This window comes from Luteococcus sp., from assembly GCF_043424415.1.
Taxonomy (GTDB): Bacteria; Actinomycetota; Actinomycetes; order Propionibacteriales; family Propionibacteriaceae; genus Luteococcus.
Genome location: NZ_JBHWOO010000100.1, coordinates 24,734 through 46,247, shown reverse-complemented (window position 1 = coordinate 46,247; position 21,514 = coordinate 24,734). Strand labels below are relative to the sequence as shown.

The following is a 21,514-nucleotide window of genomic DNA, read 5'->3' as shown; positions in this document are numbered from 1 at the left end:
CCTAGTCTGGGAGGTATGCGAGTCGTCGTGCAGAAAGCCCTGGAGGCACAGGTCAGCGTCGCCGGGGAGGTGGTGGGCAGCCTGCCCTCCCCCGGCCTGGTGCTCCTGGTCGGCATCACCCACGAGGACGACCAGGAGGTAATGCGCCGGATGGCCGAGAAGTTGTGGGGCCTGCGCATCCTGGACGGTGAACGCTCCGCCTCCGACGAGCAGGCGCCGCTGCTGGTGGTGAGCCAGTTCACGCTCTACGCCAACTGCCGCAAGGGCCGTCGCCCGTCGTGGAGCGCCGCTGCCCCCGGTCCGGTCAGCGAGCCGCTGGTGGAGCACTTCGTCGCCTGCCTGCGCGAGCTGGGGGCCCACGTGGAGACCGGACGCTTCGGGGCCGACATGCAAGTGGGCCTGGTCAATGACGGTCCGGTGACGATCCTGCTCGACTCCGACGAGCTCTTCGGCGCGCGCTGACGCCGGTTCGTCCGTTCACCGGGTGGCGAGGAAGCGATAGCCCACATTGCGCACGGTGACGATGTGGGCGTCGTACTCGGGTCCCAGCTTGGCCCGCAGGCGCCGGATGTGGACATCGACGGTGCGGGTGCCTCCGTAGTAGTCGTAGCCCCAGACCTCGCTGAGCAGGTGCTCGCGGGTCATCACCCGGCCGGGGTGCAGGGCAAGGTACTTCAGCAGCTCGAACTCGGTGTAGGTCAGGTCGAGGGCCTGCCCGCCCAGCGTGGCGGTGTAGGCCTGCTCGTCGATGGACACCGGGCCGCTGCGCACGAGGTGGGATGGCTCACCCTCGCGCAGCGCCATCCGGATCCGCGCCTCGAGCTCCTGGGGCCGGGCCTCGGCCAGCACGAAGTCGTCCGCGCCCCAGGAGGGCCCCAGCAGACCCAGGGCGTCGTCGTCGACCAGCAGCAGAACCGGCGCCGGCTCCTGCAGCAGCTGGAGCTGGGTGCACGCCTCCTTGGCGCCGGCCAGGTCGGCGCGGGCATCGACCAGCACCAGCACGCACCCGGCGGGAAGTTCCACGGTCGGGTCCGCGATCGCGACGACCTCGTGGTCCAACAGCCCGAAGCTGGCCGGCAGCGGAGGTGCCCCGGCGCGGTGCAGGTGAGCGATCCGCATGCTCAGCGACCCGGTTCGGGCGGGGTGGCGCCGTCCCGATCATCCGGTCGGGTGCCCAGCACCACACCATCCGGACGGGTGCCCAGCACCACACCATCCCTACGGGTGCCCAACACCACGGTCTCGTCCTGGTGGCCATCCCGGCCGGGCGCCTGCCGTCCCCCCGCGATGCGGCTCGGGAGCACCCCGCGGGGCCCGGCAGGGTCGAAGAACTGGATGGCCCCGAAGGCGGTGGCCACGATCGTGCACAGGGCCCCGGACAGGGCCCACCAGTGGGCCTGTTCCTGGCGGGAGGTCTGTTCGATGATGCGGGAGGCCGCCAGCGGGCCGCCCAGCCCACACAGCACGCCGAGCCACCGGCCCGCCGCGGAGGGCGCCAGCAGAACCGCCAAGGACACGTCCTTGCGCCCGGTCCATTCCTTTTGTGCCTGACTCCACACGAAGAGCTGGAGCAGGCAGACCAGCAGCACCAGGATGGCGGCCAGGTTGGCGAGCATCGGCCACAGGCGGGCACTGCCCTCGAAGCGCAGCAGGGTCCGCGAGGCCATCACGTTGGCTCCCAGGCCCAGCACGGAGACGACCACGGCCAGCTGCAGCTGCAGCAACAGGCGACGGGCGCGCGCCGCGATGGCCGGCTGGGCTCGCACGCCGCCGGCCAGTGGCACCTGCTCTGCCTGGTGGCTCATGCACAGCAGACTATCGGTGCCCGACACGACCAGCGCGACAGCACGCGGGTGTGGACCAGGCCGAGGGCCAGGCGGACCACGGGGCTGCACACGGTGGTGGACAGCTGCTGCAGGGCCGCTAGCGTGGAGGATGTGAACACACACATCAGCCGTACCGGGGCATTGACGCCCGCCCAGCGCGAGGCCGTCCTGGATCTGGTCGAGCGGGCCACCACCGAGGATCGGGTCCGCCCCCTCAACGAGGCCGCCGGTTTTGCCCTGGACGGACGGGGCCACGCAGTGCACTGGCTGGCCCACTGCGGCGGGGTGCTGTCCGGCTACGCGCAGTGCGACCGGCCGAACCACCAGGTGCAGATGGTGGTGCACCCCGAGCTCCGGCGCCGCGGGGTGGCAACCTGCCTTGCCGCCGAGGTGGCCAAGGTGGAGAAGCAGCCGGTCTGGTGGGCCTTCGGCGACCTGCCCGCCGCCCGCGCCATGGCCGAGAGCCTGGGCGCGCGCAAGGTGCGCGAGCTGCTGGTGATGGAACGCAATCTCGCCGAGCGCCCGCTGGAGCCCACCGACGCCCCGCAGGGAGTGGTGCTTCGCCCCTTCAGCGAGGCCGATGCCTCCGCGCTGGTGGAGGTCAACGCCGAGGCCTTCGCCCACCACCCCGAACAGGGGCAGATGACACTGGCCGACTTCCGCTTGCGTGCCGACGAGGACTGGTTCGACCCCCAGGGCATCATCGTGGCGGCCGACGAGGAGACCGGCGCCATGCTCGGCTTCCACTGGACCAAGACCGAGCACGGCGACACCGAGCATCCCGATGAGTTGCTGGGCGAGGTCTACGTGATCGGGGTCAGCCCCGGGGCCTCGGGCCGCGGCATCGGGCGTGCCCTGCTCAATGCCGGCATGGAACACCTTGTGGAGCGGGGCGTGGAACGGGTCCGGCTCTACGTCGAGGCATCGGAACACCGGGTGGTGAAGATGTACGAATCCGCTAGGTTTGTCGTCGTCACCCGTGACGCCAGCTACGCCTCCTGAGGAGACCCGTGAACCCCATGAACGACGCCGACGCTGCCCAGCACGAGCCCCTGCCGGACCTGCCGTCCGACCGCTACCTCGATCGTGAGATGAGCTGGCTGGCCTTCAACAACCGGGTGCTCGACCTTGCCCGGGACAGCCTGCGCATCCCCCTGCTGGAGCGGGCCAAGTTCCTGGCCATCTTCTCGTCGAACCTGGACGAGTTCTTCATGGTGCGCGTGGCCGGCCTCAAGCGCCGCATCGATGCCGGCGTGGCCGTGCGCACCGTCACCGGGCAGATGCCGCGCGACCTGCACGACGACATCCTGGAGCGCACCCACGAGCTGGTGGCCGAGCAGGCCCGCGTCTTTGCCGAGGACGTGCGCCCGGCCCTGGCCGACAACGGCATCGTCATCCTCACCTGGGAGGAGTTGACCGCCGCCGAGAAGGACGAGATGCGCACGCTGTTCAGCGAACGCATCTTCCCGGTGCTGACCCCCCTCGCGGTGGACCCCAGCCACCCCTTCCCCTACATCAGCGGGCTGAGCATCAACCTGGCGGTGCTGCTGAAGAACCCCCTCACCGGTGCCAAGCAGTTCGCCCGGGTCAAGGTGCCCACGATCCTGGACCGCTTCGTCACCCTGGGCGGCGGGCGTTTCCTGCCGCTCGAGGAGATCATCGGACGTCACCTGGACCAGCTCTTCAGCGGCATGCAGGTGCTGGAGCACACCACCTTCCGCGTCACCCGCAACGAAGACCTCGAGGTGGAGGAGGACGACGCGGAGAACCTGCTCTTCGCGCTGGAGAAGGAGCTGCTGCGCCGCAAGGTGGGTCGTCCGCCGGTGCGCCTGGAGGTGCAGGACGACATCGACGAACCCATGCTCGAGCTCCTGATGAGCGAGCTGGACGTCAAGCCCAAGGAGGTCTTCAAGCTCCCCGCGCCGCTCGACCTGACCGGGCTGTTCAGCCTGGCCGGCGTCGACCGTGATGACCTGAAGTACCCCAACTTCCTGCCCATCACCCACCCCGACCTGGCCGAGGTGGAGACCGCCAAGCCCGCCGACATGTTCGCGGCGCTGAAGAAGCGCGAGGTGCTGCTGCACCACCCCTACGATTCCTTCGCCACCAGCGTGCAGCGCTTCGTCGAGCAGGCCGCCGCGGACCCGAAGGTGCTGGCCATCAAGCAGACGCTCTACCGCACCAGCGGTGACTCCCCCATCGTCGACGCCCTGATCGAGGCCGCCCTGGCCGGCAAGCAGGTGCTCGCGGTGGTGGAGATCAAGGCCCGCTTCGACGAGCAGAACAACATCGCCTGGGCGCGCAAGCTGGAGAAGTACGGCGTGCACGTCGTCTACGGCATGGTGGGCCTCAAGACCCACTGCAAGCTGTGCCTCGTGGTGCGCGACGATGTCGACGGCCTGCGTCGCTACGCGCACATCGGCACCGGCAACTACAACCCGAAGACGGCGCGGATGTACGAGGACATGGGCCTGCTCACGTCCAACCCGATCATCACCGACGACGTGGCGCGCATGTTCAACCACCTCTCGGGCATGACGCAGGAGACCAACTACCGGCGCCTGCTGGTCGCCCCGCACAGCATCCGCAAGGGTCTGCTGGAGCGCATCGACACCGAGATCGAGAATGCCCGCAAGGGGCTTCCGGCCGGCATCCGGATCAAGGTCAACTCCCTGGTCGACGAGAAGATCAGCGATGCCCTGTACCGGGCCAGCCAGGCGGGCGTTCCGGTGGACCTGTGGGTGCGCGGCATCTGCACCATCCGCCCCGGGGTGCCGGGCCTGAGCGAGAACATCCGCGTCCGCTCGGTACTGGGCCGCTTCCTGGAGCACTCGCGCGTCTTCTGGTTCGCCAACGGCGGCAATGCCTCGGTGGGCATCGGGTCGTCCGACCTGATGCACCGCAACCTGGACCGTCGCGTCGAGGTGATCGTGAGCCTGACCAATCCGCGCCACATCGAACAGGTGGAGCAGATGTTCGACGCCTGCTTCGACGACGGCACCGTCAGCTGGCAGCTGGTGGACCGCACCTGGGAGCCGCACACCACCGACGAGCACGGCCAGCCCCTGGTGGACCTGCAGGAGCACTACATCCTGGAGGCCTCCCGACGGCGGCACTGACCCAGGGGACCGGGAGCAGGCACGGCTGAGGAGTGGGACGCGATGGGGAGCAAGGGCAGGATCACCGCGGCAGGAGCCGTGGTGCTGCGCGGTGGCGAGGACCGTCGCGAGGTCCTGGTGGTACGCCGTGCCACCTACAAGGACTGGTCCCTGCCCAAGGGCAAGCCGAAGACCGACGAGGACCTGCCCGCCACTGCCGTGCGCGAGGTCCACGAGGAGACCGGGGTGCGCATCCACCTGGGGATGCCCGCCGGCCGGACGCGCTACCAGGTGGGCAAGAAGACCAAGGTGGTGCGCTGGTGGGTCGGCGTAGTGGACGCCGAACGTCGTCGCCGTCCTGACCGCGAAGTGGAGAAGGCGGTCTGGATGCCCATCGACAAGGCCCTGTCGAAACTCAGCTACGAGGACGAGAAGCAGGTCCTGCGCAATGCCCTGGAGCTGCCGGCCACCAGCACCCTGCTGGTGGTGCGCCACGGCAAGGCGATGTTGCGCAAGCACTGGAATGGTGACGACTGGCACCGTCCGCTGTCCTCCCGCGGCCGCCGCCAGTCCCGCCGGATGGTGGGACTGCTGACGGCCTACGGCACCACCCGCCTGGTCAGCTCCACCTCCACCCGCTGCATGCAGACCCTCATCCCCAAGGCCCGGGCCAGCGCGATGCCGATCGCCGGAGTCAGCCTGCTCAGCGAGGAGGAGGCCGAGGGCAAGAGCCGGGAGGTGCAGGACTTCGTCGCCGAACTGTGCCGCGAGACGGCCCGCAAGAATGAGGTGGTCGCGGTCTGCGGCCACCGTCCCGTACTGCCCGACATGCGTGCCGGGGCGGGGGTCAAGGATGCCGCCATGCTCACCGGCGAGGTCCTGGTGGTCCACCTCGACGACAAGGGCCGCGCCGTCGCCACAGAAACCCACAAATCTTCCGCATGAGGCGCGCTGGCGCAGGCAATTGGCGCAATGCCACGCCAACGTTCACCCTTCGTTAACCAAACCGCTCGGAACAGGACACATGACCTGCCTACCGTGACGCACAGGGAGCACAGGGCTCCCGGCGCGGCTCTGCCGCGACAGCGACACAAGGAATCACGTGACGATGAATCGCACCGGCAAGCTCGCCGCACTGGCCCTCCTCGGAACCCTCAGCCTCACCGCCTGTGGCGGTGCCCAGGAAGCTGGCAAGTCCGCCACCTCCGCAGCCGGCAGCGCTGCGTCGAAGGCGACCGACTCCGGCTCCTCCGACGCCGCCGTCGCTTCGGCCGACCTGGCCTGCCCCGCCGGCAGCCTCAAGGGCGAGGGCTCCTCCGCCCAGAAGACCGCCATGGATGAGCTGAAGAAGTCCTACCAGGACAAGTGCGGCGGCAAGGGCACCATCGAGTACAACCCCACCGGTTCCGGCAAGGGCATCACCAACTTCAACAGCAAGCTCGTCGACTGGGCCGGCTCCGACTCCGCCCTGAAGGACAAGCCGAAGGACGATGGCACCATCGAGGTCGACGCCGCCAAGAAGCGCTGCGGCGGCAACGAGGCCTGGAACCTGCCGATGGTCGTCGGCCCCATCGCCTTCGCCTACAACCTGGACGGCGTCGACGAGCTGGCCCTGACCCCGGCGCTGCTCTCGGACATCTTCGCCGGCAAGATCACCACCTGGAACGACCCGGCCATCGCCAAGGCCAATCCCGAGGCCACGCTGCCCGGTGACAAGATCACCGTCTTCTACCGCTCCGGCGAGTCCGGCACCACCGAGAACGTCACCAAGTACCTGAAGGAGGCCGCCCCGACGGCCTTCGCCGCCGAGACCGGCAAGAAGTGGCCGCTGAAGGCCGGCGAGGGCAAGGACGGCTCCTCGGGCGTCGCCGAGGCCGTGAAGTCGACCAAGGGTGCCATCTCCTACATGGAGCTCAGCTACGCCCAGTCCAATGACCTGAGCATGGCCCTGATCGACAACGGTGCCGGCGCCGTCGAGCTGAACCCCGAGACGGTCGGCAAGGCCGTCGAGGGCGCCGAGATCAAGGGCAAGGGCAATGACCTCAAGCTGAGCCTCGACTACGCCATCAAGGAGGCCGACGCCTACCCGGCCATCCTGGTCACCTACGAGATCGTCTGCTCGAAGGGCCTGGCCGCCGACAAGACCGCCCTGCTGAAGGACTACCTGACCTACGCCGCCTCCGACGAGGGCCAGGGCCAGCTGGAGGATGCCGGCTACGCCCCGCTGCCGAAGTCGATGCAGACCAAGGTGCAGGACTCCATCAAGGCCATTGCCTGATCGTCTGCACCCAGCGGTGTCGACCAGCGGTCGTGACCCGAGCAGTTGACTGAGGGAGTGGCCTTCTCGCCCCGGCGAGAGGGTCGCTCCCCTCTCACTGTCCGGGGTCGGGTCCATCCCCACCCCGCCCGCCCGCGCGGACGAACCGCACCAGAGCCTCCAACAGGAACAGGGAAGAGCAATGCCAACACCAGGCAATGACCCCCGTCAGGACGTGACGCCGGCAGATGCCGACGTCTCGCCCGCCGACGTGGTCGCCACCGAACCCCACACCGAACCGCCCACGCCCACGGTGCGCCGCGCCGTGGCCACCCAGCGCCGGGCCGCGAGCACGCCGGATGTCGAGACCGGGCCGGTCACCCTGGCCCAGGTCAAGCCCGGCACCGACCTCGCCTTCAAGTCCGCCACCGGCATCTCCGCCGGCATGATCGTCGCAGTCGTGGGCTTCATCGCCCTCTTCCTGCTGGCGCTGGCCGTGCCCTCCCTGATGCGCAACAACGCGAACTTCCTCACCTCCAACGAATGGGACCTGGGGCAGAACTTCCGCTTCGGCATCCTGGGCCTGCTGTGGACCACGGTCTTCAGCTCGATCATCGCCATGATGATCGCCGTCCCGATCGCCATCGGCGTCGCCCTGCTGATCACCCACTACGCCCGCGGCCGCCTGGCCAATGTCGTCGGCTTCATGGTCGACCTGTTGGCCGCTGTCCCCTCGGTCGTCTACGGCCTGTGGGGCCTGCGCATCCTCGGACCGACACTGGTGCCGCTGGGCGAATTCCTCACCCGCATCCTGGGATGGATCCCCTTCTTCAAGCCCGGCCTGCTGCCCTCCCCCGGCACCGTCTTCACCGCCTCCACGGTGCTGGCCATCATGATCCTGCCGATTGTCACGTCGATCAGCCGCGACGTCTTCGCACAGACTCCCCGTGACCACATCGAGGCCGCCTGGGCCCTGGGCGCCACCAAGACCGAGATGATCCGCACCGCCGTCATCCCCTATGGCCGCTCCGGAGTCACCGCCGCGGCCATGCTGGGCCTGGGCCGTGCCCTCGGCGAGACCGTCGCCGTGATGATCATCCTGTCCACCGTGCAGGACCTGAACTTCTCCATCTTCGACGGCGGCGAGACCTTCGCGGCCCGCATCGCCAACGGCGCGGGTGAGCTCGACAGCGCCGACAAGACCGGCGCCTACATCGCCGCCGGCCTGGTGCTGTTCGTCCTCACCTTCGTGGTGAACGCCTTCGCCCGTACCCTCGCCAATGCCGGAAAGGTCAAGGCATGAGCACCGCCGTCAACCACACCGCATCCGCCCCCAACGGGGAGTCGAAGGTGCAGCTGCGCACCCCCAGCGGCAAGCGCCAGCTGATCGACAAGGCAGCCACCGCCTTCGTCTGGCTGGCCGGCGCCCTGGCGATCATCCCGCTGCTGTGGATCCTGTCCACGGTGGCCATCAAGGGCGCCGCGCCGCTGGTCACCGCCCAGCCCGACTACGTCAAGACCTGTGCGACCAAGGACGGCGGCAAGTGGGTCCGCGTCGAGCAGTCCCAGTGCGGCGACAACCCGGCCAAGCCGCTGGACTACCGCTACACCGAGTCGGGCAGCTATGTCGCGGTCGGTGAGAGGCTCAAGGGCCTCAGCAAGTCCACCGAGCCGTCCGCCGTCTCACGCGAGGTCGTCATCGGCGAGCCGCAGGGCATCGGCGCCGGCACCGCCCGCCACTTCAGCCTCCAGTGGTGGACCCAGGACGAGGGCCAGGCCACCCAGAACTCGTCGGTCGGTGGCGCCAAGCACGCCATCATCGGCACCTTGGAGATCGGCCTGATCACCTCGCTGATCGCGGTCCCGATCGCCGTCCTGGGTGCCATCTGGCTGGTCGAGTACGCCCGCGGCAAGAAGATCGCCAAGGTGGTCAGCTTCGCCATCGACATCCTCTCCGGCGTGCCCTCGATCGTCGCGGCCCTGTTCATCTTCGCCCTGGTGATCACCATCGGTGGCTTCGGACGCTCCACCTTCGCCGCCTCGCTGGCCCTGGTGCTGCTGATGCTGCCCACCGTGCTGCGCTCCACCGAGGAAATGCTGAAGCTGGTGCCCGACAGCCTGCGCGAGGCCTCCTACGCGCTGGGTGTGCCCAAGTGGAAGACGATCCTCAAGGTGGTGCTGCCCACCTGCAGCTCGGGCATCCTGACCGGCATCGTGCTCGGCATGGCCCGCGTGATGGGCGAGACGGCCCCGCTGCTGATCCTGGTGGCCTTCGCCACCGGCACCAATGTGAGCCCCTTCGCCTCCAACATGGGCTCGCTGCCCACGATGATCAACGAGGACCGCCGCTTCGCCGTCGGCTCCACCGGCGAGGTCCGTGCCTGGGGCGCGGCCCTGACCCTGGTGCTGCTGGTGATGATCCTCAACCTCATTGCCCGCGCAATTGCCCGTCGCGGCAAGCTCGCCGAGAAGTAAGCCCGAGAAGGAAAGAAAAGACATGGCAAAGCGCATCGAGGTCAAGGACCTCAACATCTACTACGGCAACTTCCACGCCGTCGACAGTGTCTCGTTGACCGTCGAGCCCCGCACCGTCACCGCCTTCATCGGCCCCTCGGGCTGTGGCAAGTCCACCGTGCTGCGCACCCTGAACCGCATGCACGAGGTCATCCCCGGCGCCTACTCCACCGGCGAGGTGCTGCTGGACGGCGTCAACCTCTACGGCGACGGTGTCGACCCGGTGGCCGTGCGCCGCCTGGTGGGCATGGTCTTCCAGCGCCCCAATCCCTTCCCGTCGATGAGCATCTACGACAATGTCGCGGCCGGCCTGCGCCTCAACGGCGTCACCAACAAGGCCAAGCTCGACGAGGTGGTGGAACGCTCGTTGAAGGGCGCCAACCTGTGGAACGAGGTCAAGGACCGCCTCGACAAGGCCGGTGTCGGCCTGTCCGGTGGCCAGCAGCAGCGCCTGTGCATCGCCCGCGCCATCGCGGTCGAGCCCGAGGTGCTGCTGATGGACGAGCCCTGCTCGGCCCTGGACCCCATCTCCACCCTGGCCATCGAGGACCTGATCCAGGAGCTGAAGGAGAAGTTCACCGTCGTCATCGTGACGCACAACATGCAGCAGGCCGCCCGCGTCTCCGACCAGACGGCCTTCTTCAACCTGGCCGCCACCGGCAAGCCCGGCAAGCTCGTCGAGATCGGCTACACCGACAAGATCTTCTCCAACCCGGACCAGAAGGCCACCGAGGACTACATCACCGGCCGCTTCGGCTGATCCGGTCCACGACCACCCAACCGACGCCCCCGCGAGCCATCGCGGGGGCGTCGCCCGTTCTCCCAGGGGCAACGGACCTGTCTGCTTGCCGCGCCCGCCGCATAGGGTTGGTGCCATGACGTGTTCGGATGCCTGGGTCGATGCCGCACTGCCCGCCCTCGGGACTGCGCCCGATGCCCGCTTCTGGGTGGCCCTGGAACAGCCCGGCCCGTGGGGAGCCAAAGCCTTCACCCAGTCGCATCTGGACCCCGAGCTGGGCGCCCTGTTGGAGCGCACCGCGCAGCTGGCCGGCGGGAGGATGCTGCTGGTGCGAAGCCCTCTGCACCACCCCGACCAGCCGGGCCCCCGCCGCGTGCTCGTCGCCGGCGGGCCCGTCGAGGCCCCATGGCTGGGCCGCTGCACCATTGAGGATGCCGCCGAACTACCCGGTCTGCTGGAGGGCTGGGCTGACCTGTCCGTCGCCACCGCTCCCCCGCCCCCCTTGGAGCCGGCGGAGCCCGTGCTGCTGGTGTGCACCAATGGCAAGCGCGATCGCTGCTGTGCCACCAAGGGCGCACCGCTGGCGCGGAGCCTGGCCGCACGCTTCGGGGACCGGGTCTGGGAGGCCACCCACCTGGGCGGGCACCGCTTCGCCACCACCGCCCTGGCCCTGCCCGCACGCCAGATGACCGCCCGCGTGGACGAGGAGCTGGCGGTGCGGGCACTCAGGGGCCAGCTGCTGGCCCTCGACGGGCAGCACGACCGCGGCCGCACCTGCCTTCCGGCGATGGCACGCATCGCGGATGCCTGGCTGCGAGCGGCCACCGGCGAGACCGATCCCGGTGCCGTGGTCTACGAGGTCGACGGCCAGACGGTGCGGGCCAGCCACCGCGACGGGCGCACCTGGACGCTGGCCGTCGAGAAGCGCTCCAGCGACGAAATACAGGTGCCGGAGAGCTGCGGCAAGGCGCCGGTGCCCGCCACCTGGTGGAACGTCACGCAGCTCTGAGGCGCAGCACCCGGGAGCACGGGCGCAGGAATTGCAGCACATACGGCCACGGATGACATTTGAACGTGTCGTGCGCCGCCAGGGGCGCAATTGCAGCAAGCGTCGGCCGCACTGTGCCCCTGGCGGGTCGGGCGGGAATCAGGCGGGCAGCTTCTCCACCAGCCGCCAGACGGCGGCGGCGGAGCGCTCGGCCACGTCATCGATGGAGCCGCGGAAGTCATCGCCGGCGCTGGGGCCGCACAGGTCGCTGATCGCCCGCACGCAGACGAAGGGCACTCCCCTGCTCCACGCCACCTGCGCGATGGCGGTGGACTCCATGTCGGCGGCCAGCGCCTCGGGGAAGCGCTCGCGCAGCACCGGGGTGATCTCGCCGGCCACGAAGGAGTTTCCGCTGATGATCTCGCCGACGTGCACCGAGGCGTCGCTGTCGTCGGCCTCGACCAGGCTGATCAGCTGCTCGCCGCCGGGATAGCTGCTCGGCATCGACGGGATCTGCCCGTACTCATAGCCGAAGGCCGTCGCGTCGGCATCGGCATAGCGGTAGCTGCGGCCGACGATGATGTCTCCGGGCAGCACCGAGGCACCCAGACCGCCGGCCGAGCCCAGCGAGATGACCACGCGCGGCTGGTGCTGGGCGATGGCCAGCGCCGTGGCGGCGGCCGAGTTCACCAGGCCGATGCCGCAGGTGACCAGGACGACGCTGCGGCCCTCGTGCTCCAGGCGCCAGGCCTTGCCATGCGGCACCTCGAGCGCGACGGCCTGGTGGCCGGCCAGCACCGGCGCGGTCTCCTCGGCCATCGCGGCCAGCAGGAGGACGTCGATCACGCCATCACCTGGGACCACTGGTCGCGCTTGGCCAGCATCGTGCGGGCCGCCTCCTGCGCGCCCTCCAGCGTGTGGCTGGCACCCCAGCCGCACTGCACCTCGTTCGCGGCGGGCACCTGGGTGGCCTCCAGCACGTCGGCCAGGGTGGCGGCCACCAGCTCCTCGATCTCGGCCGGCTCGTGGTCGCCGACGGTGATCAGGTAGAAACCGGTCTGGCACCCCATCGGCGAGAAGTCGACGATGTAGTCGGCATGGTTGCGGAAGTTCTCGGCCATGGTGTGCTCCAGCGAGTGGATCACCGGCATCTCCAGATGGGCCTCGTTCGGCTGGCAGAAGCGCACGTCGAACTTGGTCAGCACGTCTCCGGCCGGAAGAACCTTCCGGTCCGCGAGGCGGATGTAGGGGGCGGCGACCTTGCGGTGGTCGAGGTTGAAGCTCTCCACGTTCATCTTGGGCATGGCCCCAAGGCTACCGGCCCCACAGGCACAGGGCCCGCCCCGCGACGCACGGTCACGGGGCGGGCCCGGTCGGCTGGCGGGTCGCCGGCTCAGTTGTCGATGACCACCGGGATCACGACGGGGCTGGTGCGGCGCCCACGGCGGAACCAGCTGCTGACGGTGCGCTCCACCTCCTGCTCCAGGTCCTCCTGCTCGGTGCGGCCGGTCGAGATGGCGCGGTGCAGGGCCTTCTGGATCTTCGGGGTGAGCTCCTCGAACTCGTCGGCCCCCGGCAGCGCACCCTTGCTGATGTACTCGGGGTCCTCGACGATGTCGCCATTCTTCGGGTCGATGAACAGCAGCACCGTCACCACGCCGTCCTCGGCCAGCGCACGACGGTCGGCCAGCGTCTCGTCGTTGACGACGTCCACCTGGCCGCCCTCGACGAAGACCTGACGGGCCGGCACCTGGCCGACCACCTGGATGCGCCCCTTGACCAGGTCCACCACGGCGCCGTCGCGCACCACGAGCACGTGGTCGGCGGGCACGCCGGTCTTCTTGGCGATGGTGGCCTGGGCGTCCAGGTGGCGCCACTCGCCGTGCACCGGCAGCACATTCCTCGGCTTGATGATGTTGTGGCAGTAGGCGAGCTCCCCGGCCGAGGCGTGGCCGGAGGTGTGGACCTTGGCATTGCCCTTGTGGACGACGTTCGCGCCCAGCTCGGCGAGCTGGTTGATGACGTTGTAGATGGAGCTCTCGTTGCCGGGGATCAGCGAGCTTGCCAGCAGCACCGTGTCACCGGGGCCCACCTTGATCTGGTGGTCGTTCTTCGCGATGCGCGACAGGGCGGCCATCGGCTCGCCCTGGGAGCCGGTGCAGATCAGCACCGCCTTGTTGTCGGGCATCTTGGTCAGGTCGCGGTGGTCCACGAGGATCCCCTCGGGGATGTTCAGGTAGCCCAGGTCGCGCGCGATGCCCATGTTGCGCACCATCGAGCGGCCGACGAAGGCCACCTTGCGGTTGTGCTCGTGGGCGGCGTCGATCACCTGCTGGATGCGGTGAACGTGGCTGGCGAAGCTGGAGACGATGATCCGCTTCGGCGAGGTGCGGAAAACCTCGGCGATGGCCGGGGCCAGGTCGCGCTCGCCGGTGGTGAAGCCGGGCACCTCGGCATTGGTCGAGTCGACCATGAAGACGTCCACGCCCTCCTCGCCGAAGCGGGCGAAGGCGCGCAGGTCGGTGATGCGGTCGTCGAGCGGGAACTGGTCCATCTTGAAGTCGCCGGTGTGCAGCACTGTGCCGCCGGGGGTGCGCACGAAGACGGCCAGGCCGTCGGGGATGGAGTGGTTGACGGCCGCGAACTCACAGTCGAAGGCGCCGAGCTGGATCCGGTCGCCCTCGGCCACCTGCTTGGTGACCGGCTTGATGCGGTGCTCCACCAGCTTGGCGGTGATCAGCGCCAGGGTCAGCTGGGAACCGATCAGGGGAATGTCGGGGCGCAGCTTGAGCAGGTAGGGCACGCCGCCGATGTGGTCCTCGTGGCCGTGGGTGAGCACGATGCCCTCGATGGCGTCCAGACGGTCGGCGATGGGCTCGAAGTCGGGCAGGATGACGTCGATGCCGGGCTGGTCGGGATCGGGGAACAGGACGCCGCAGTCGATGACCAGCAGGCGACCGTCGAACTCCAGGACGGCCATGTTGCGGCCGACCTCGCCGAGCCCGCCGAGCGGCAGGATGCGCAGGGTTCCCTGCTGGGCCTGCTCGAGGCCCTTCTTCTGGTTCGAGCGGCCGCGTCCGCGTCCGCGGCTCCGGGTGGGGCTCATGGGTGCTCCTTCGTTCGGGGTTGGTGTGCGGGTCCGTCGGGCATCGCCACAGGGGGGCCGACGGGGAAGTCTCTGTTCCAGACTAGACAGTTGACGGCGATATGGCTTGTCGGCGAGGCCGTCCGGGCTCCCGACCGAGGCACTCAGCCCCAGTCCAGGCGCATTCCGCGGACCTGGTAGCCGGCCACCAGCTCGTCCCAGGCAACCGTGGGCTCGGCCACCAGACGTGGCCCCTGGACGAGGATGCGGCTCACCAGCACCTCGGTCTCGAGCATCGCCAGCGCCTGGCCCGGGCACTTGTGGGCACCGTCACCGAAGGCCAGTCCGGCCGCAGTGACGCCACGGGCCGTGGTGCGTCCGGGGCACAGCCCCAGCGGCTCGTCGCCCACCGCCGCGGGGTCCGCATTGGCCGCCCGCACGTCGATGTCCACCAGGCATCCCGCCTCCAGCACCTGCTCGCGGCCGTCCGCCAGCACGGTGACGGGGGCGGTGGTGCGCCGGTAGAGGTGTCCGACGACGGGTTCCAGCCGGATCACCTCGTACAGCACCGCCAAGCGGTGTTCGCGGTCCCCGGCCAGGTAGTCGTCGCGCAGGTCGTCGTCGCTCAGCAGGTGCCACAGCGCCATGCAGATGAACTCGCGGGTGGTCACCATGCCCGCCGTTCCATAGGTGACGGCCTCCACCAGCAGGTTGGGGGCGCTCCATCCCAGGCCGATCAGGTGGCTCATCACGTCCTCGCGGGGCCGACGGCGACGCTCGGCCAGTGCCGGGCGGACGTCACTCCACCAGAACTTGAGGATCGGCAGCAGTGCCCGCCGTGCCGCCTGCGCCCATTGGCGACGGGTCCGGCCCAGGTCGTCGCGGGTGATGTCGAAGGGCGGCTGGTCGAAGAAGGACTCCAGCCGTGCCGACATCCGCGCCAGGCGCCGCTCGCGTCCGGCCGGATCCTCGCCGGGACGCTCGTGGGTGAGCCCGACCACCTCGGCGGTCACCTCGACGGCGTAGTGCAGGGCCAGTTCGTCGACGGCCAGCCCCCGCGTGCCCATGGCCTGGGCGACGCGGCGCGCAGCCACCCGTTCCATCAGCTCGAGGTAGCGCTCCTGTACGACGGTGGGGGCGAAGAAGCGCGCCACCTCACTGCGCTGCTCGTCGTGCAGGGGGCCGTCGCTGATCAGGATGGGCCGGTGCTCCAGGCCGATCCAGGAGGTGTCAGCGGGGATCTTCTCCGCCGTGAAGCCGGCCTGTGTCGTCTGGTGCCGGGCGCGCAGCACCTGTCTGGCCGCGGACAGCGACCGGATCCGCCACAGCCCGTCGGTCTGCTGGATGGTGGGCCGGCCATCGGTGCCGGTGCCGGCGGCGGGCACCGGGACCTCGCCCGGGTGGCGGGCGCGTCTGCGATCGATGCCCCTTCGTGCTCGATCAGTCATCCATCGCTCCGGGTGGCAGGCCCGGCCCAGGCCTGCCCGGCACGGGAGCGGGCACGCGGGCGCAGGCGCCAGGGGCCGAATGCCGTGGCGCGCACCAGGGCAGGCCGCGACGGGCCCATCCGACACCACTGCCCCGCCATGGCCGACAGCACCGCGGAGGTGGGGGCGGCGGGGTCGAGGACGGCTTGCTGGGCACGTCGCGGCAAGCGGCTGAATGCCTCGAAGAGGTCGACGGTCTCGTCGCCCGTGAGCCCCAGCACGGCGCCGAGGGCCAGGCGCCGGACCAGGCGGCTGCCCCGCGGGGCTTTGGGAACGGTGCCGTGCTGCAGCAGGTGGCGGGCGGCGGCATCGGCCTGGGCCAGGCTCGCGAACAGGCTGTAGCCGCTGATCGGGTTGAGCTGTGCCCCGGCCGTCCCGAAGCGTGGCAGCCGGTGCCCCGACTGCTGGGGCAGCATGGGGATCCACACCAGCTCCGTCGCGGTCGCATCGTCGGGGGTGATGCCGTGGGCCGCCAACCGCACCCGCAGCCGGCGGGCCAGTTCGTCGACCCCCACCGGGGGGAGGGCCGCCAGGACGGTCTCCTCGACCAGCACCTGGCCGTCGGGCATCGGGATGGTGTAGCAGAAGCTCGCCGGACGGTCCCCCCAGCTCGGGGCACCGTCGAAGCAACGCCAGTCCATCAGGACGGCCCCGTCGCGGGCACCGTCACTGCCAGTCAGCAGGGCCGTCGCCTGTTCGGGACGCAGCATCATCCCGAAGGCCGTCTGCACCGCAACGTCGGCGTGTGGGCCGTCGAGCAGGGGCCGCGAACCCCTGGCATCGACGACCACTGGCGCCAGTGCCGCCAGCTCCCGGTCGGCAACGCGCTCCCGCCGGATCCTTGCCCCGTCCAGTGAGAGGGCCTGCTGCAGCCGGGCGGTGTCGAGTACCACGTACTCGTCGTGCAGTGGCCGACGGCCGTGGGCCTGGAGCACGGTGCGGGGCGCGCGGGCCCCGACCACGTCCTCGGGAAGCCAGTCGGGCAACTGCCCGGCCCAGCCACCGAAGGTCTGCTGCCAGGCCCGGTCGGGTTCCGGGTCGACCGCCAGCACGCGAGCCCCGTGGGCGAGCAGCCGGTGCGCCAGGGCGCGACCGGCCGGGCCCAGGCCCACCACCGCGACGTCCACCCCGCTGGCAGAGATATGCCCGCCCGGGCGTGTTGCGGCGCTACGGGCCCGAGGCGATGACTGGGCGACCATCACGGCTTCTCGCGCGGGACGCGCACCAGTCCACCCAGGGCCATCGCAGCCTTGCGCCAGGTGGGGATTCGCAGGCGCTCGCCGAACACGTCGTAGTCATTGGCCTCCACCAGGTCGAGGATGCGGGCGTAGAGCACCTGGGCGGTGGCCACGCAGCGCGCCGACGGTCCTGGCAGCAGGGTGATCCCCGCGCACGCCTGGCGGTAGAGCTCGCGGTTGCGCTCCACCTCGAAGGCCATGAGTGCCTTCCACGGCTCGTCGGCGACCCGACGCCACGGGTCGGCCCCGAAGCGACGCAGGTCCTCCTGAGGGATGTAGACCCGGCCACGGTCCAGGTCCTCGCCGACGTCACGCAGGAAGTTGGTGAGCTGGAAGGCGAAGCCGAGCGCCCGCGCCGGCTCACGTGCCGCCGCCGAGCGGGGCCGCAGCACTGGAAGCATCATCTCGCCGATCACCGCGGCGGAGCCCTCCATGTAGTCCAGCAGGTCCTCCCAGGTCTCGTAGCTCTCCGTGTCCAGGTCCATGCTCATGGCGTCGAAGAAGCGGTCAAAGCACTCCATGTCGATCCCCGCCGCCGCAACCGAGGTGGCCACCGCCGCCAAGACCGGTTCGGCGGCGGCGGGATCGTCAGCGGCGGCGTGGAAGCGGGCACGGAACTCCTCGAGCGCGGCGCGGGTGGTGGGCACCCGGTCGGCATCGCTCGTGGCGCGGGGGGCGTCGACGATGTCATCGGCCATTCGGCACAGCGCGTAGACGGCGTAGACATGTCGGCGTTGGGCCCGCGGCAGCAAGACCGCTCCCCAGAAGTAGGTGGTGCCGTGCTCCCAGGTGATCCTGCGGCACTCGCGGTAGCCGACGCGCAGTTTCTGGTCCAGTTCGCTGCTCATCGGCGACCTCCCAGGTAGGTCCCGACGCGCTCGGCGGCGAGCTTGCCGCTGATCAGCACCATGGGCACCCCCACACCGGGAGTCGTCGAGGAGCCTGCGAAGAACAGCCCGGGCACCCGTGGCTCGTGGTTGGCCGGACGGAAGGGGCCCGTCTGGCGGAACAGGTGCGCCAGCGCGAAGGGAGTGCCGCCGCCCATGCCCAGCTCGGCCCACTCCCGCGGGGTGACCAGGCGCTCGGCCACCACGTCGCTCGGGTAGTGGTTGTCCTGCAGGAACTGATGCAGCCGCTCGCGCATCGGCCCCGATTCCGTGGCCCAGTCCACCCGGCCGTCGAGGTTGGGGGTGGGTTCCAGCACGTACAGGGTGTGGGCACCGTCGGGGGCCAGCTGCGGTTCGCCGATGGTCTGGATGGTGACCAGCCGCGCCGGGTCGCTCATCAGTTCACCCCGTGTGACGAGCTCGTCGAAGCAGTCCTCCCAGGCCTCGCCGAAGTGGATGTTGTGGTGGGCGGCTCGCTCGGGCAGTTGTCCCCGCACGCCCACGTGCCAGACCGCCGCCGAGGGCGAGTACACGGGCCGTCGCAGCGAGCGCGGCAGGGACAGCTCGGGCAGCAGCCACCGGTAGGCGACGGGGGTGTCGATGGTGCACACCACGGCATCGGCGGCCACCGGACCGTCGCCGGTGGCAACGCCCGTGACCTTCCCCGCCGAGTCGCGCAACAGGCCGGTGACGGTGGTGCCGTAGCCGATCTCGACGTGTGGGGCCAGCGCCGCGGCCATGCCCTGCGGGATCGCTCCCATGCCGCCCTCGGGCAGGTACACGCCGCGATAGGTGTCCATGTAGGTGATCACCGCGTAGACGCCGAGCGCGTCGGTGGGTGAAAGTCCGGCGTAGAGGGCCTGGAAGGACAGCATCCGCCGCAGTCGTTGGTCGCCGATGCGGGAGTCGATGATGCGCGACAGGGAACCGAAGGCACCCATGCGCACCAGCTTCAGCCCTGCGACGGGATTGTGCAGCAGGCCGAGCACCGAGTCGAAGTTGTGGTCGATGAAGTTGGGCAGTTCGGTGCGGTAGAGCTCGGCCAGGAAGGGCTCCAGCTCGCGGAAGGCACGGGCGTCCTCGGGCCCGCACAGCCTCTCCACCTCGCGGGCGGTGGCCTCGGTGGAGCCGCGCATCAGCAGCTCACTGCCGTCGGCGAAGACCCCCCGGTAGGCGGGGTCCAGACGACGCATCGGCACGGCCCGGGCCTGTGAGGAGCCGATGGCCCGCAACGGCTCGTCGAGCAGTTCGGGCATCGTCATGACGGTGGGGCCCAGGTCGAAGGTGAAGCCAGCCTGTTCCACCCGCAGGCCGCGGCCGCCAGGGGTGTCCTCCCGCTCCAGCACCACCACCCGGTGGCCCTGGCCGGCCAGGTGGCAGGCTGCCGACAGGCCGGACAGTCCGGCCCCGATCACGATGACGGTGCTCATGAACTCCTCCAGGCGATCCTGCGGATCTCGTTGGTCAGGTGGGCAATCCCCTCGGGGCTGACGACCTTGGTGTCCAGTGCTGCGCAGGCCAGCTCCACTTCGCGCACCACCAGCTGTTCGGCCTCCTCACGCACCCCCTGGTCGATCATCATGGCTGCCAGCTCGGACAGTTGCTGCCGATCGAGGCTGCCGGTGCCGGTGGCGCGCAGCAGCATCCGGCCCCTCTCGTCGAGGCGTTGGTCAGCCAGGGCCAGCAGCACGGTGGCCTTGCCGGCCTCGAGGTCGTCGAAGCTCGACTTGCCGGTGGTCTCGGGCTGGCCGAAGGTGCCCAGCAGGTCATCGCGCAGCCCGAAGGCCTTGCCGGCGTGGTCGCCGTAGCGCAGCAGGCATTCGACGAGTTCGTCGCCGGCACCTGCGAGCTGGGCGCCCATCTGCAGCGGACGCTGGATGGTGTAGGTGCCGGTCTTGAGCCGGGCCACCTCCATCGCCTGGGTGATGTCTCGGCGTCCCATTGCCGCGCCGGTGAGGTCGAGCCGCTGGCCCAGCACCAGTTCGACGACCATGGTGCGCCAGGTCTCGCACACCGGCGCCGGCAGGCCTGCCACCAGCAGGGTGGCCTCGGAGTGCAGCAGGTCTCCGACCAGTACCGCCATGTTCTTGCCGAATTCCTCGGACGAACCCTGCGCAGGGCTGGCCCGGTGCAGGTCGCGGCTGCGGGCATGGACGCTGGGCTGGCCCCGGCGCAGCTCGGAGTGGTCCATCACGTCGTCCTGCACCAGCGCGAAGACGTGCACCAGCTCGAGTGCCGCACCCAGCTGGACCACCTGTGGATGGGGGCCTGCGGGGGCACCTGCGGCCACCCAGCCCCAGTGCACCATCGCAGGCCGCATCCGCTTGCCGCCGACAGCGGCCTCGCGGGCCAGTCGCGGCAGGTCCTGTTCGCCCAGCACGTCAGCCCGCCGGCCGGCCACGGCGCGCCAGTCGGCATCCAGCCGTTCCAGGGTTTGTTCCAACAGCTCGTCGACGGCCCGCAGCGTGTCGCCCAGTCCCCCACCGTGAGCTGCTGTCAGCCCCGCCTGCACAGGACGCCACGACGTGGCACTGCCAGGGGGGTTCACGGCCGGCCCCACAGCTGGTGGCCGTCGTCCTCGAGTTCGGCCAGGCCCCGGATCTGCAGCACGCTCCACGGGCTGAGCAGCACGGGCATCTGTTCGGCGGTGCGGCGCAGGTCGGCCCATTCCACCCAGGCGTGCTCGGCGACCTCCTCGGGGTCAGGGTCGACGGCCCCGGCATCCACCCAGCCGGTCATCACCGGGCACAGCTCGTTCTCCACCAGGCCCGACGCATCGACGGCGCGGTAGCGGAAGTCGGGCAGCACCGTCGAGAGCCCGCGGGGTGCCGTGCCCAGCTCCTCGGGCACCCGACGCAGCGCAGCCTGTTCGTGGCTCTCTCCGGGCCTCAGATGGCCACAGGCAGCATTGGTCCACACCCCAGGCCACGTGGCCTTGTGCAGCGCGCGACGGGTGATCAGCACCCGGCCGGTTTCATCACGAAGGTAGGTGGAGAAGGCCCGGTGGCGCGGTGTGGCGTTGCCGTGCACCTCGAGCCTGTGGGCGGTGCCGGTGTCGTGACCGTCCTCGTCGCTGAGCACGACCAGGTCGTCGTCCTGCAGCACTGCCTGGCCGTGCAGCCGTCGCAGCAATGAACGCAACTGCTGGTGCTGTCTTGAGCTGAGCCGGTCCGCACCGACCTGCTGCACCCGCGGCCAGGTGACCGCGAGCAGGTCGACGCCGGCCGGCTCGATCCGGATCCGGGTGCGCAACCCTCGGCCGCGTCGCCCGATGCGGGCGATCAGCCCCCACCCCTCGGCGCGGTCCAGTAGCCCGGCCAGGTGCTGTGCAGAGAAACCGCAGGCCCGGGCGAGTTCGGCCGGGGAACAGTCCGGCTCCTGGTAGACCTGCGCGA

General features: G+C 69.9%; 20 protein-coding genes. 9 read left to right on the top strand and 11 right to left on the bottom strand.

Features of this window, described 5'->3' with window-relative positions; translation table 11 throughout:
* The first annotated feature begins 15 nt into the window (after positions 1-15).
* Positions 16-462, top strand: coding sequence for a D-aminoacyl-tRNA deacylase (gene dtd / locus ACHFFZ_RS06155; RefSeq protein ID WP_394275776.1), 447 nt, complete (start codon positions 16-18; stop codon positions 460-462).
* A gap of 15 nt (positions 463-477) precedes the next feature.
* On the opposite strand, the gene ACHFFZ_RS06150 is transcribed toward dtd, so the two are convergent.
* The gene (locus tag ACHFFZ_RS06150) at positions 478-1,119 is read right to left on the bottom strand and encodes a winged helix-turn-helix domain-containing protein (RefSeq protein WP_394275775.1); all 642 of its coding nucleotides are present in this window, start codon (positions 1,117-1,119) and stop codon (positions 478-480) included.
* A gap of 2 nt (positions 1,120-1,121) precedes the next feature.
* Positions 1,122-1,805, bottom strand: a complete 684-nt coding sequence (locus ACHFFZ_RS06145) for a hypothetical protein (RefSeq protein WP_394275774.1) — start codon at positions 1,803-1,805, stop codon at positions 1,122-1,124.
* A 132-nt stretch (positions 1,806-1,937) separates the two neighbouring features.
* Here ACHFFZ_RS06145 and mshD point away from each other — a divergent pair, with 132 nt between their 5' ends.
* From mshD to ACHFFZ_RS06105, 8 genes are all read left to right on the top strand, one after another.
* Positions 1,938-2,828: a mycothiol synthase gene (mshD, locus tag ACHFFZ_RS06140; protein WP_394275773.1), complete on the top strand. Its 891-nt coding sequence runs from the start codon at positions 1,938-1,940 to the stop codon at positions 2,826-2,828.
* A 17-nt stretch (positions 2,829-2,845) separates the two neighbouring features.
* The gene (locus ACHFFZ_RS06135; RefSeq protein WP_394275792.1) at positions 2,846-4,945 is read left to right on the top strand and encodes an RNA degradosome polyphosphate kinase; all 2,100 of its coding nucleotides are present in this window, start codon (positions 2,846-2,848) and stop codon (positions 4,943-4,945) included.
* 42 nt (positions 4,946-4,987) lie between these two features.
* Positions 4,988-5,869 carry an NUDIX domain-containing protein gene (locus ACHFFZ_RS06130; protein ID WP_394275772.1) on the top strand — a complete coding sequence of 294 codons (882 nt, stop codon included), beginning with the start codon at positions 4,988-4,990 and terminating at the stop codon, positions 5,867-5,869.
* A gap of 163 nt (positions 5,870-6,032) precedes the next feature.
* Positions 6,033-7,202 carry a phosphate ABC transporter substrate-binding protein PstS gene (gene pstS, locus ACHFFZ_RS06125; RefSeq protein WP_394275791.1) on the top strand — a complete coding sequence of 390 codons (1,170 nt, stop codon included), beginning with the start codon at positions 6,033-6,035 and terminating at the stop codon, positions 7,200-7,202.
* Between the two features lie 181 nt (positions 7,203-7,383).
* Positions 7,384-8,484 (top strand): phosphate ABC transporter permease subunit PstC, encoded by a 1,101-nt coding sequence (gene pstC / locus ACHFFZ_RS06120; RefSeq protein WP_394275771.1) that lies wholly within the window; start codon positions 7,384-7,386, stop codon positions 8,482-8,484.
* On the top strand, positions 8,481-9,656 hold the full coding sequence (pstA, locus tag ACHFFZ_RS06115) for a phosphate ABC transporter permease PstA (protein WP_394275770.1): 1,176 nt from the start codon (positions 8,481-8,483) through the stop codon (positions 9,654-9,656). The genes pstC and pstA overlap by 4 nt, the downstream gene beginning before the upstream one ends.
* 22 nt (positions 9,657-9,678) lie before the next feature.
* Entirely contained in the window at positions 9,679-10,455 is a 777-nt protein-coding gene (gene pstB / locus ACHFFZ_RS06110; RefSeq protein ID WP_394275769.1) for a phosphate ABC transporter ATP-binding protein PstB, read from the top strand.
* Positions 10,456-10,570: 115 nt separating this feature from the next.
* On the top strand, positions 10,571-11,443 hold the full coding sequence (locus ACHFFZ_RS06105; RefSeq protein ID WP_394275768.1) for a sucrase ferredoxin: 873 nt from the start codon (positions 10,571-10,573) through the stop codon (positions 11,441-11,443).
* Between the two features lie 138 nt (positions 11,444-11,581).
* Here ACHFFZ_RS06105 and mtnN read toward each other — a convergent pair whose 3' ends face one another.
* The 9 genes from mtnN to idi all read right to left on the bottom strand — a co-directional run bounded on the left by mtnN (position 11,582) and on the right by idi (position 21,260).
* Positions 11,582-12,268, bottom strand: a complete 687-nt coding sequence (mtnN, locus tag ACHFFZ_RS06100; RefSeq protein ID WP_394275767.1) for a 5'-methylthioadenosine/S-adenosylhomocysteine nucleosidase — start codon at positions 12,266-12,268, stop codon at positions 11,582-11,584.
* A complete protein-coding gene (locus tag ACHFFZ_RS06095; RefSeq protein ID WP_394275766.1) occupies positions 12,265-12,726 on the bottom strand; it encodes an S-ribosylhomocysteine lyase in 462 nt (153 codons plus the stop codon). Before ACHFFZ_RS06095 ends, mtnN begins: the two co-directional genes overlap by 4 nt.
* 89 nt (positions 12,727-12,815) lie before the next feature.
* Positions 12,816-14,528, bottom strand: a complete 1,713-nt coding sequence (locus tag ACHFFZ_RS06090) for a ribonuclease J (RefSeq protein ID WP_394275765.1) — start codon at positions 14,526-14,528, stop codon at positions 12,816-12,818.
* 143 nt (positions 14,529-14,671) lie between these two features.
* On the bottom strand, positions 14,672-15,955 hold the full coding sequence (locus ACHFFZ_RS06085) for a cytochrome P450 (RefSeq protein ID WP_394275764.1): 1,284 nt from the start codon (positions 15,953-15,955) through the stop codon (positions 14,672-14,674).
* The gene (locus ACHFFZ_RS06080; protein WP_394275763.1) at positions 15,952-17,121 is read right to left on the bottom strand and encodes a lycopene cyclase family protein; all 1,170 of its coding nucleotides are present in this window, start codon (positions 17,119-17,121) and stop codon (positions 15,952-15,954) included. Before ACHFFZ_RS06080 ends, ACHFFZ_RS06085 begins: the two co-directional genes overlap by 4 nt.
* 71 nt (positions 17,122-17,192) lie before the next feature.
* Positions 17,193-18,080, bottom strand: coding sequence for a phytoene/squalene synthase family protein (locus tag ACHFFZ_RS06075; RefSeq protein WP_394275762.1), 888 nt, complete (start codon positions 18,078-18,080; stop codon positions 17,193-17,195).
* Positions 18,077-19,549: a phytoene desaturase family protein gene (locus ACHFFZ_RS06070; RefSeq protein ID WP_394275761.1), complete on the bottom strand. Its 1,473-nt coding sequence runs from the start codon at positions 19,547-19,549 to the stop codon at positions 18,077-18,079. Before ACHFFZ_RS06070 ends, ACHFFZ_RS06075 begins: the two co-directional genes overlap by 4 nt.
* Complete coding sequence (locus ACHFFZ_RS06065) at positions 19,546-20,667, bottom strand: polyprenyl synthetase family protein (RefSeq protein ID WP_394275760.1); 1,122 nt, start codon at positions 20,665-20,667, stop codon at positions 19,546-19,548. The genes ACHFFZ_RS06070 and ACHFFZ_RS06065 overlap by 4 nt, the downstream gene beginning before the upstream one ends.
* Positions 20,664-21,260, bottom strand: a complete 597-nt coding sequence (gene idi, locus ACHFFZ_RS06060) for an isopentenyl-diphosphate Delta-isomerase (RefSeq protein ID WP_394275790.1) — start codon at positions 21,258-21,260, stop codon at positions 20,664-20,666. The genes ACHFFZ_RS06065 and idi overlap by 4 nt, the downstream gene beginning before the upstream one ends.
* Between the last annotated feature and the right edge of the window lie 254 nt (positions 21,261-21,514).

Bases quoted from the DNA above. Each gene is read 5' to 3' on its own strand.
- dtd (WP_394275776.1), top strand. From the start codon at position 16: ATGCGAGTCGTCGTGCAGAAAGCCCTGGAGGCACAGGTCAGCGTCGCC.
- ACHFFZ_RS06150 (WP_394275775.1), bottom strand. From the start codon at position 1,119: ATGCGGATCGCTCACCTGCACCGCGCCGGGGCACCTCCGCTGCCGGCC.
- ACHFFZ_RS06145 (WP_394275774.1), bottom strand. From the start codon at position 1,805: ATGAGCCACCAGGCAGAGCAGGTGCCACTGGCCGGCGGCGTGCGAGCC.
- ACHFFZ_RS06135 (WP_394275792.1), top strand. From the start codon at position 2,846: ATGAACGACGCCGACGCTGCCCAGCACGAGCCCCTGCCGGACCTGCCG.
- ACHFFZ_RS06130 (WP_394275772.1), top strand. From the start codon at position 4,988: ATGGGGAGCAAGGGCAGGATCACCGCGGCAGGAGCCGTGGTGCTGCGC.
- pstS (WP_394275791.1), top strand. From the start codon at position 6,033: ATGAATCGCACCGGCAAGCTCGCCGCACTGGCCCTCCTCGGAACCCTC.
- pstC (WP_394275771.1), top strand. From the start codon at position 7,384: ATGCCAACACCAGGCAATGACCCCCGTCAGGACGTGACGCCGGCAGAT.
- pstA (WP_394275770.1), top strand. From the start codon at position 8,481: ATGAGCACCGCCGTCAACCACACCGCATCCGCCCCCAACGGGGAGTCG.
- pstB (WP_394275769.1), top strand. From the start codon at position 9,679: ATGGCAAAGCGCATCGAGGTCAAGGACCTCAACATCTACTACGGCAAC.
- ACHFFZ_RS06105 (WP_394275768.1), top strand. From the start codon at position 10,571: ATGACGTGTTCGGATGCCTGGGTCGATGCCGCACTGCCCGCCCTCGGG.
- ACHFFZ_RS06095 (WP_394275766.1), bottom strand. From the start codon at position 12,726: ATGCCCAAGATGAACGTGGAGAGCTTCAACCTCGACCACCGCAAGGTC.
- ACHFFZ_RS06090 (WP_394275765.1), bottom strand. From the start codon at position 14,528: ATGAGCCCCACCCGGAGCCGCGGACGCGGACGCGGCCGCTCGAACCAG.
- ACHFFZ_RS06085 (WP_394275764.1), bottom strand. From the start codon at position 15,955: ATGACTGATCGAGCACGAAGGGGCATCGATCGCAGACGCGCCCGCCAC.
- ACHFFZ_RS06075 (WP_394275762.1), bottom strand. From the start codon at position 18,080: ATGAGCAGCGAACTGGACCAGAAACTGCGCGTCGGCTACCGCGAGTGC.
- ACHFFZ_RS06070 (WP_394275761.1), bottom strand. From the start codon at position 19,549: ATGAGCACCGTCATCGTGATCGGGGCCGGACTGTCCGGCCTGTCGGCA.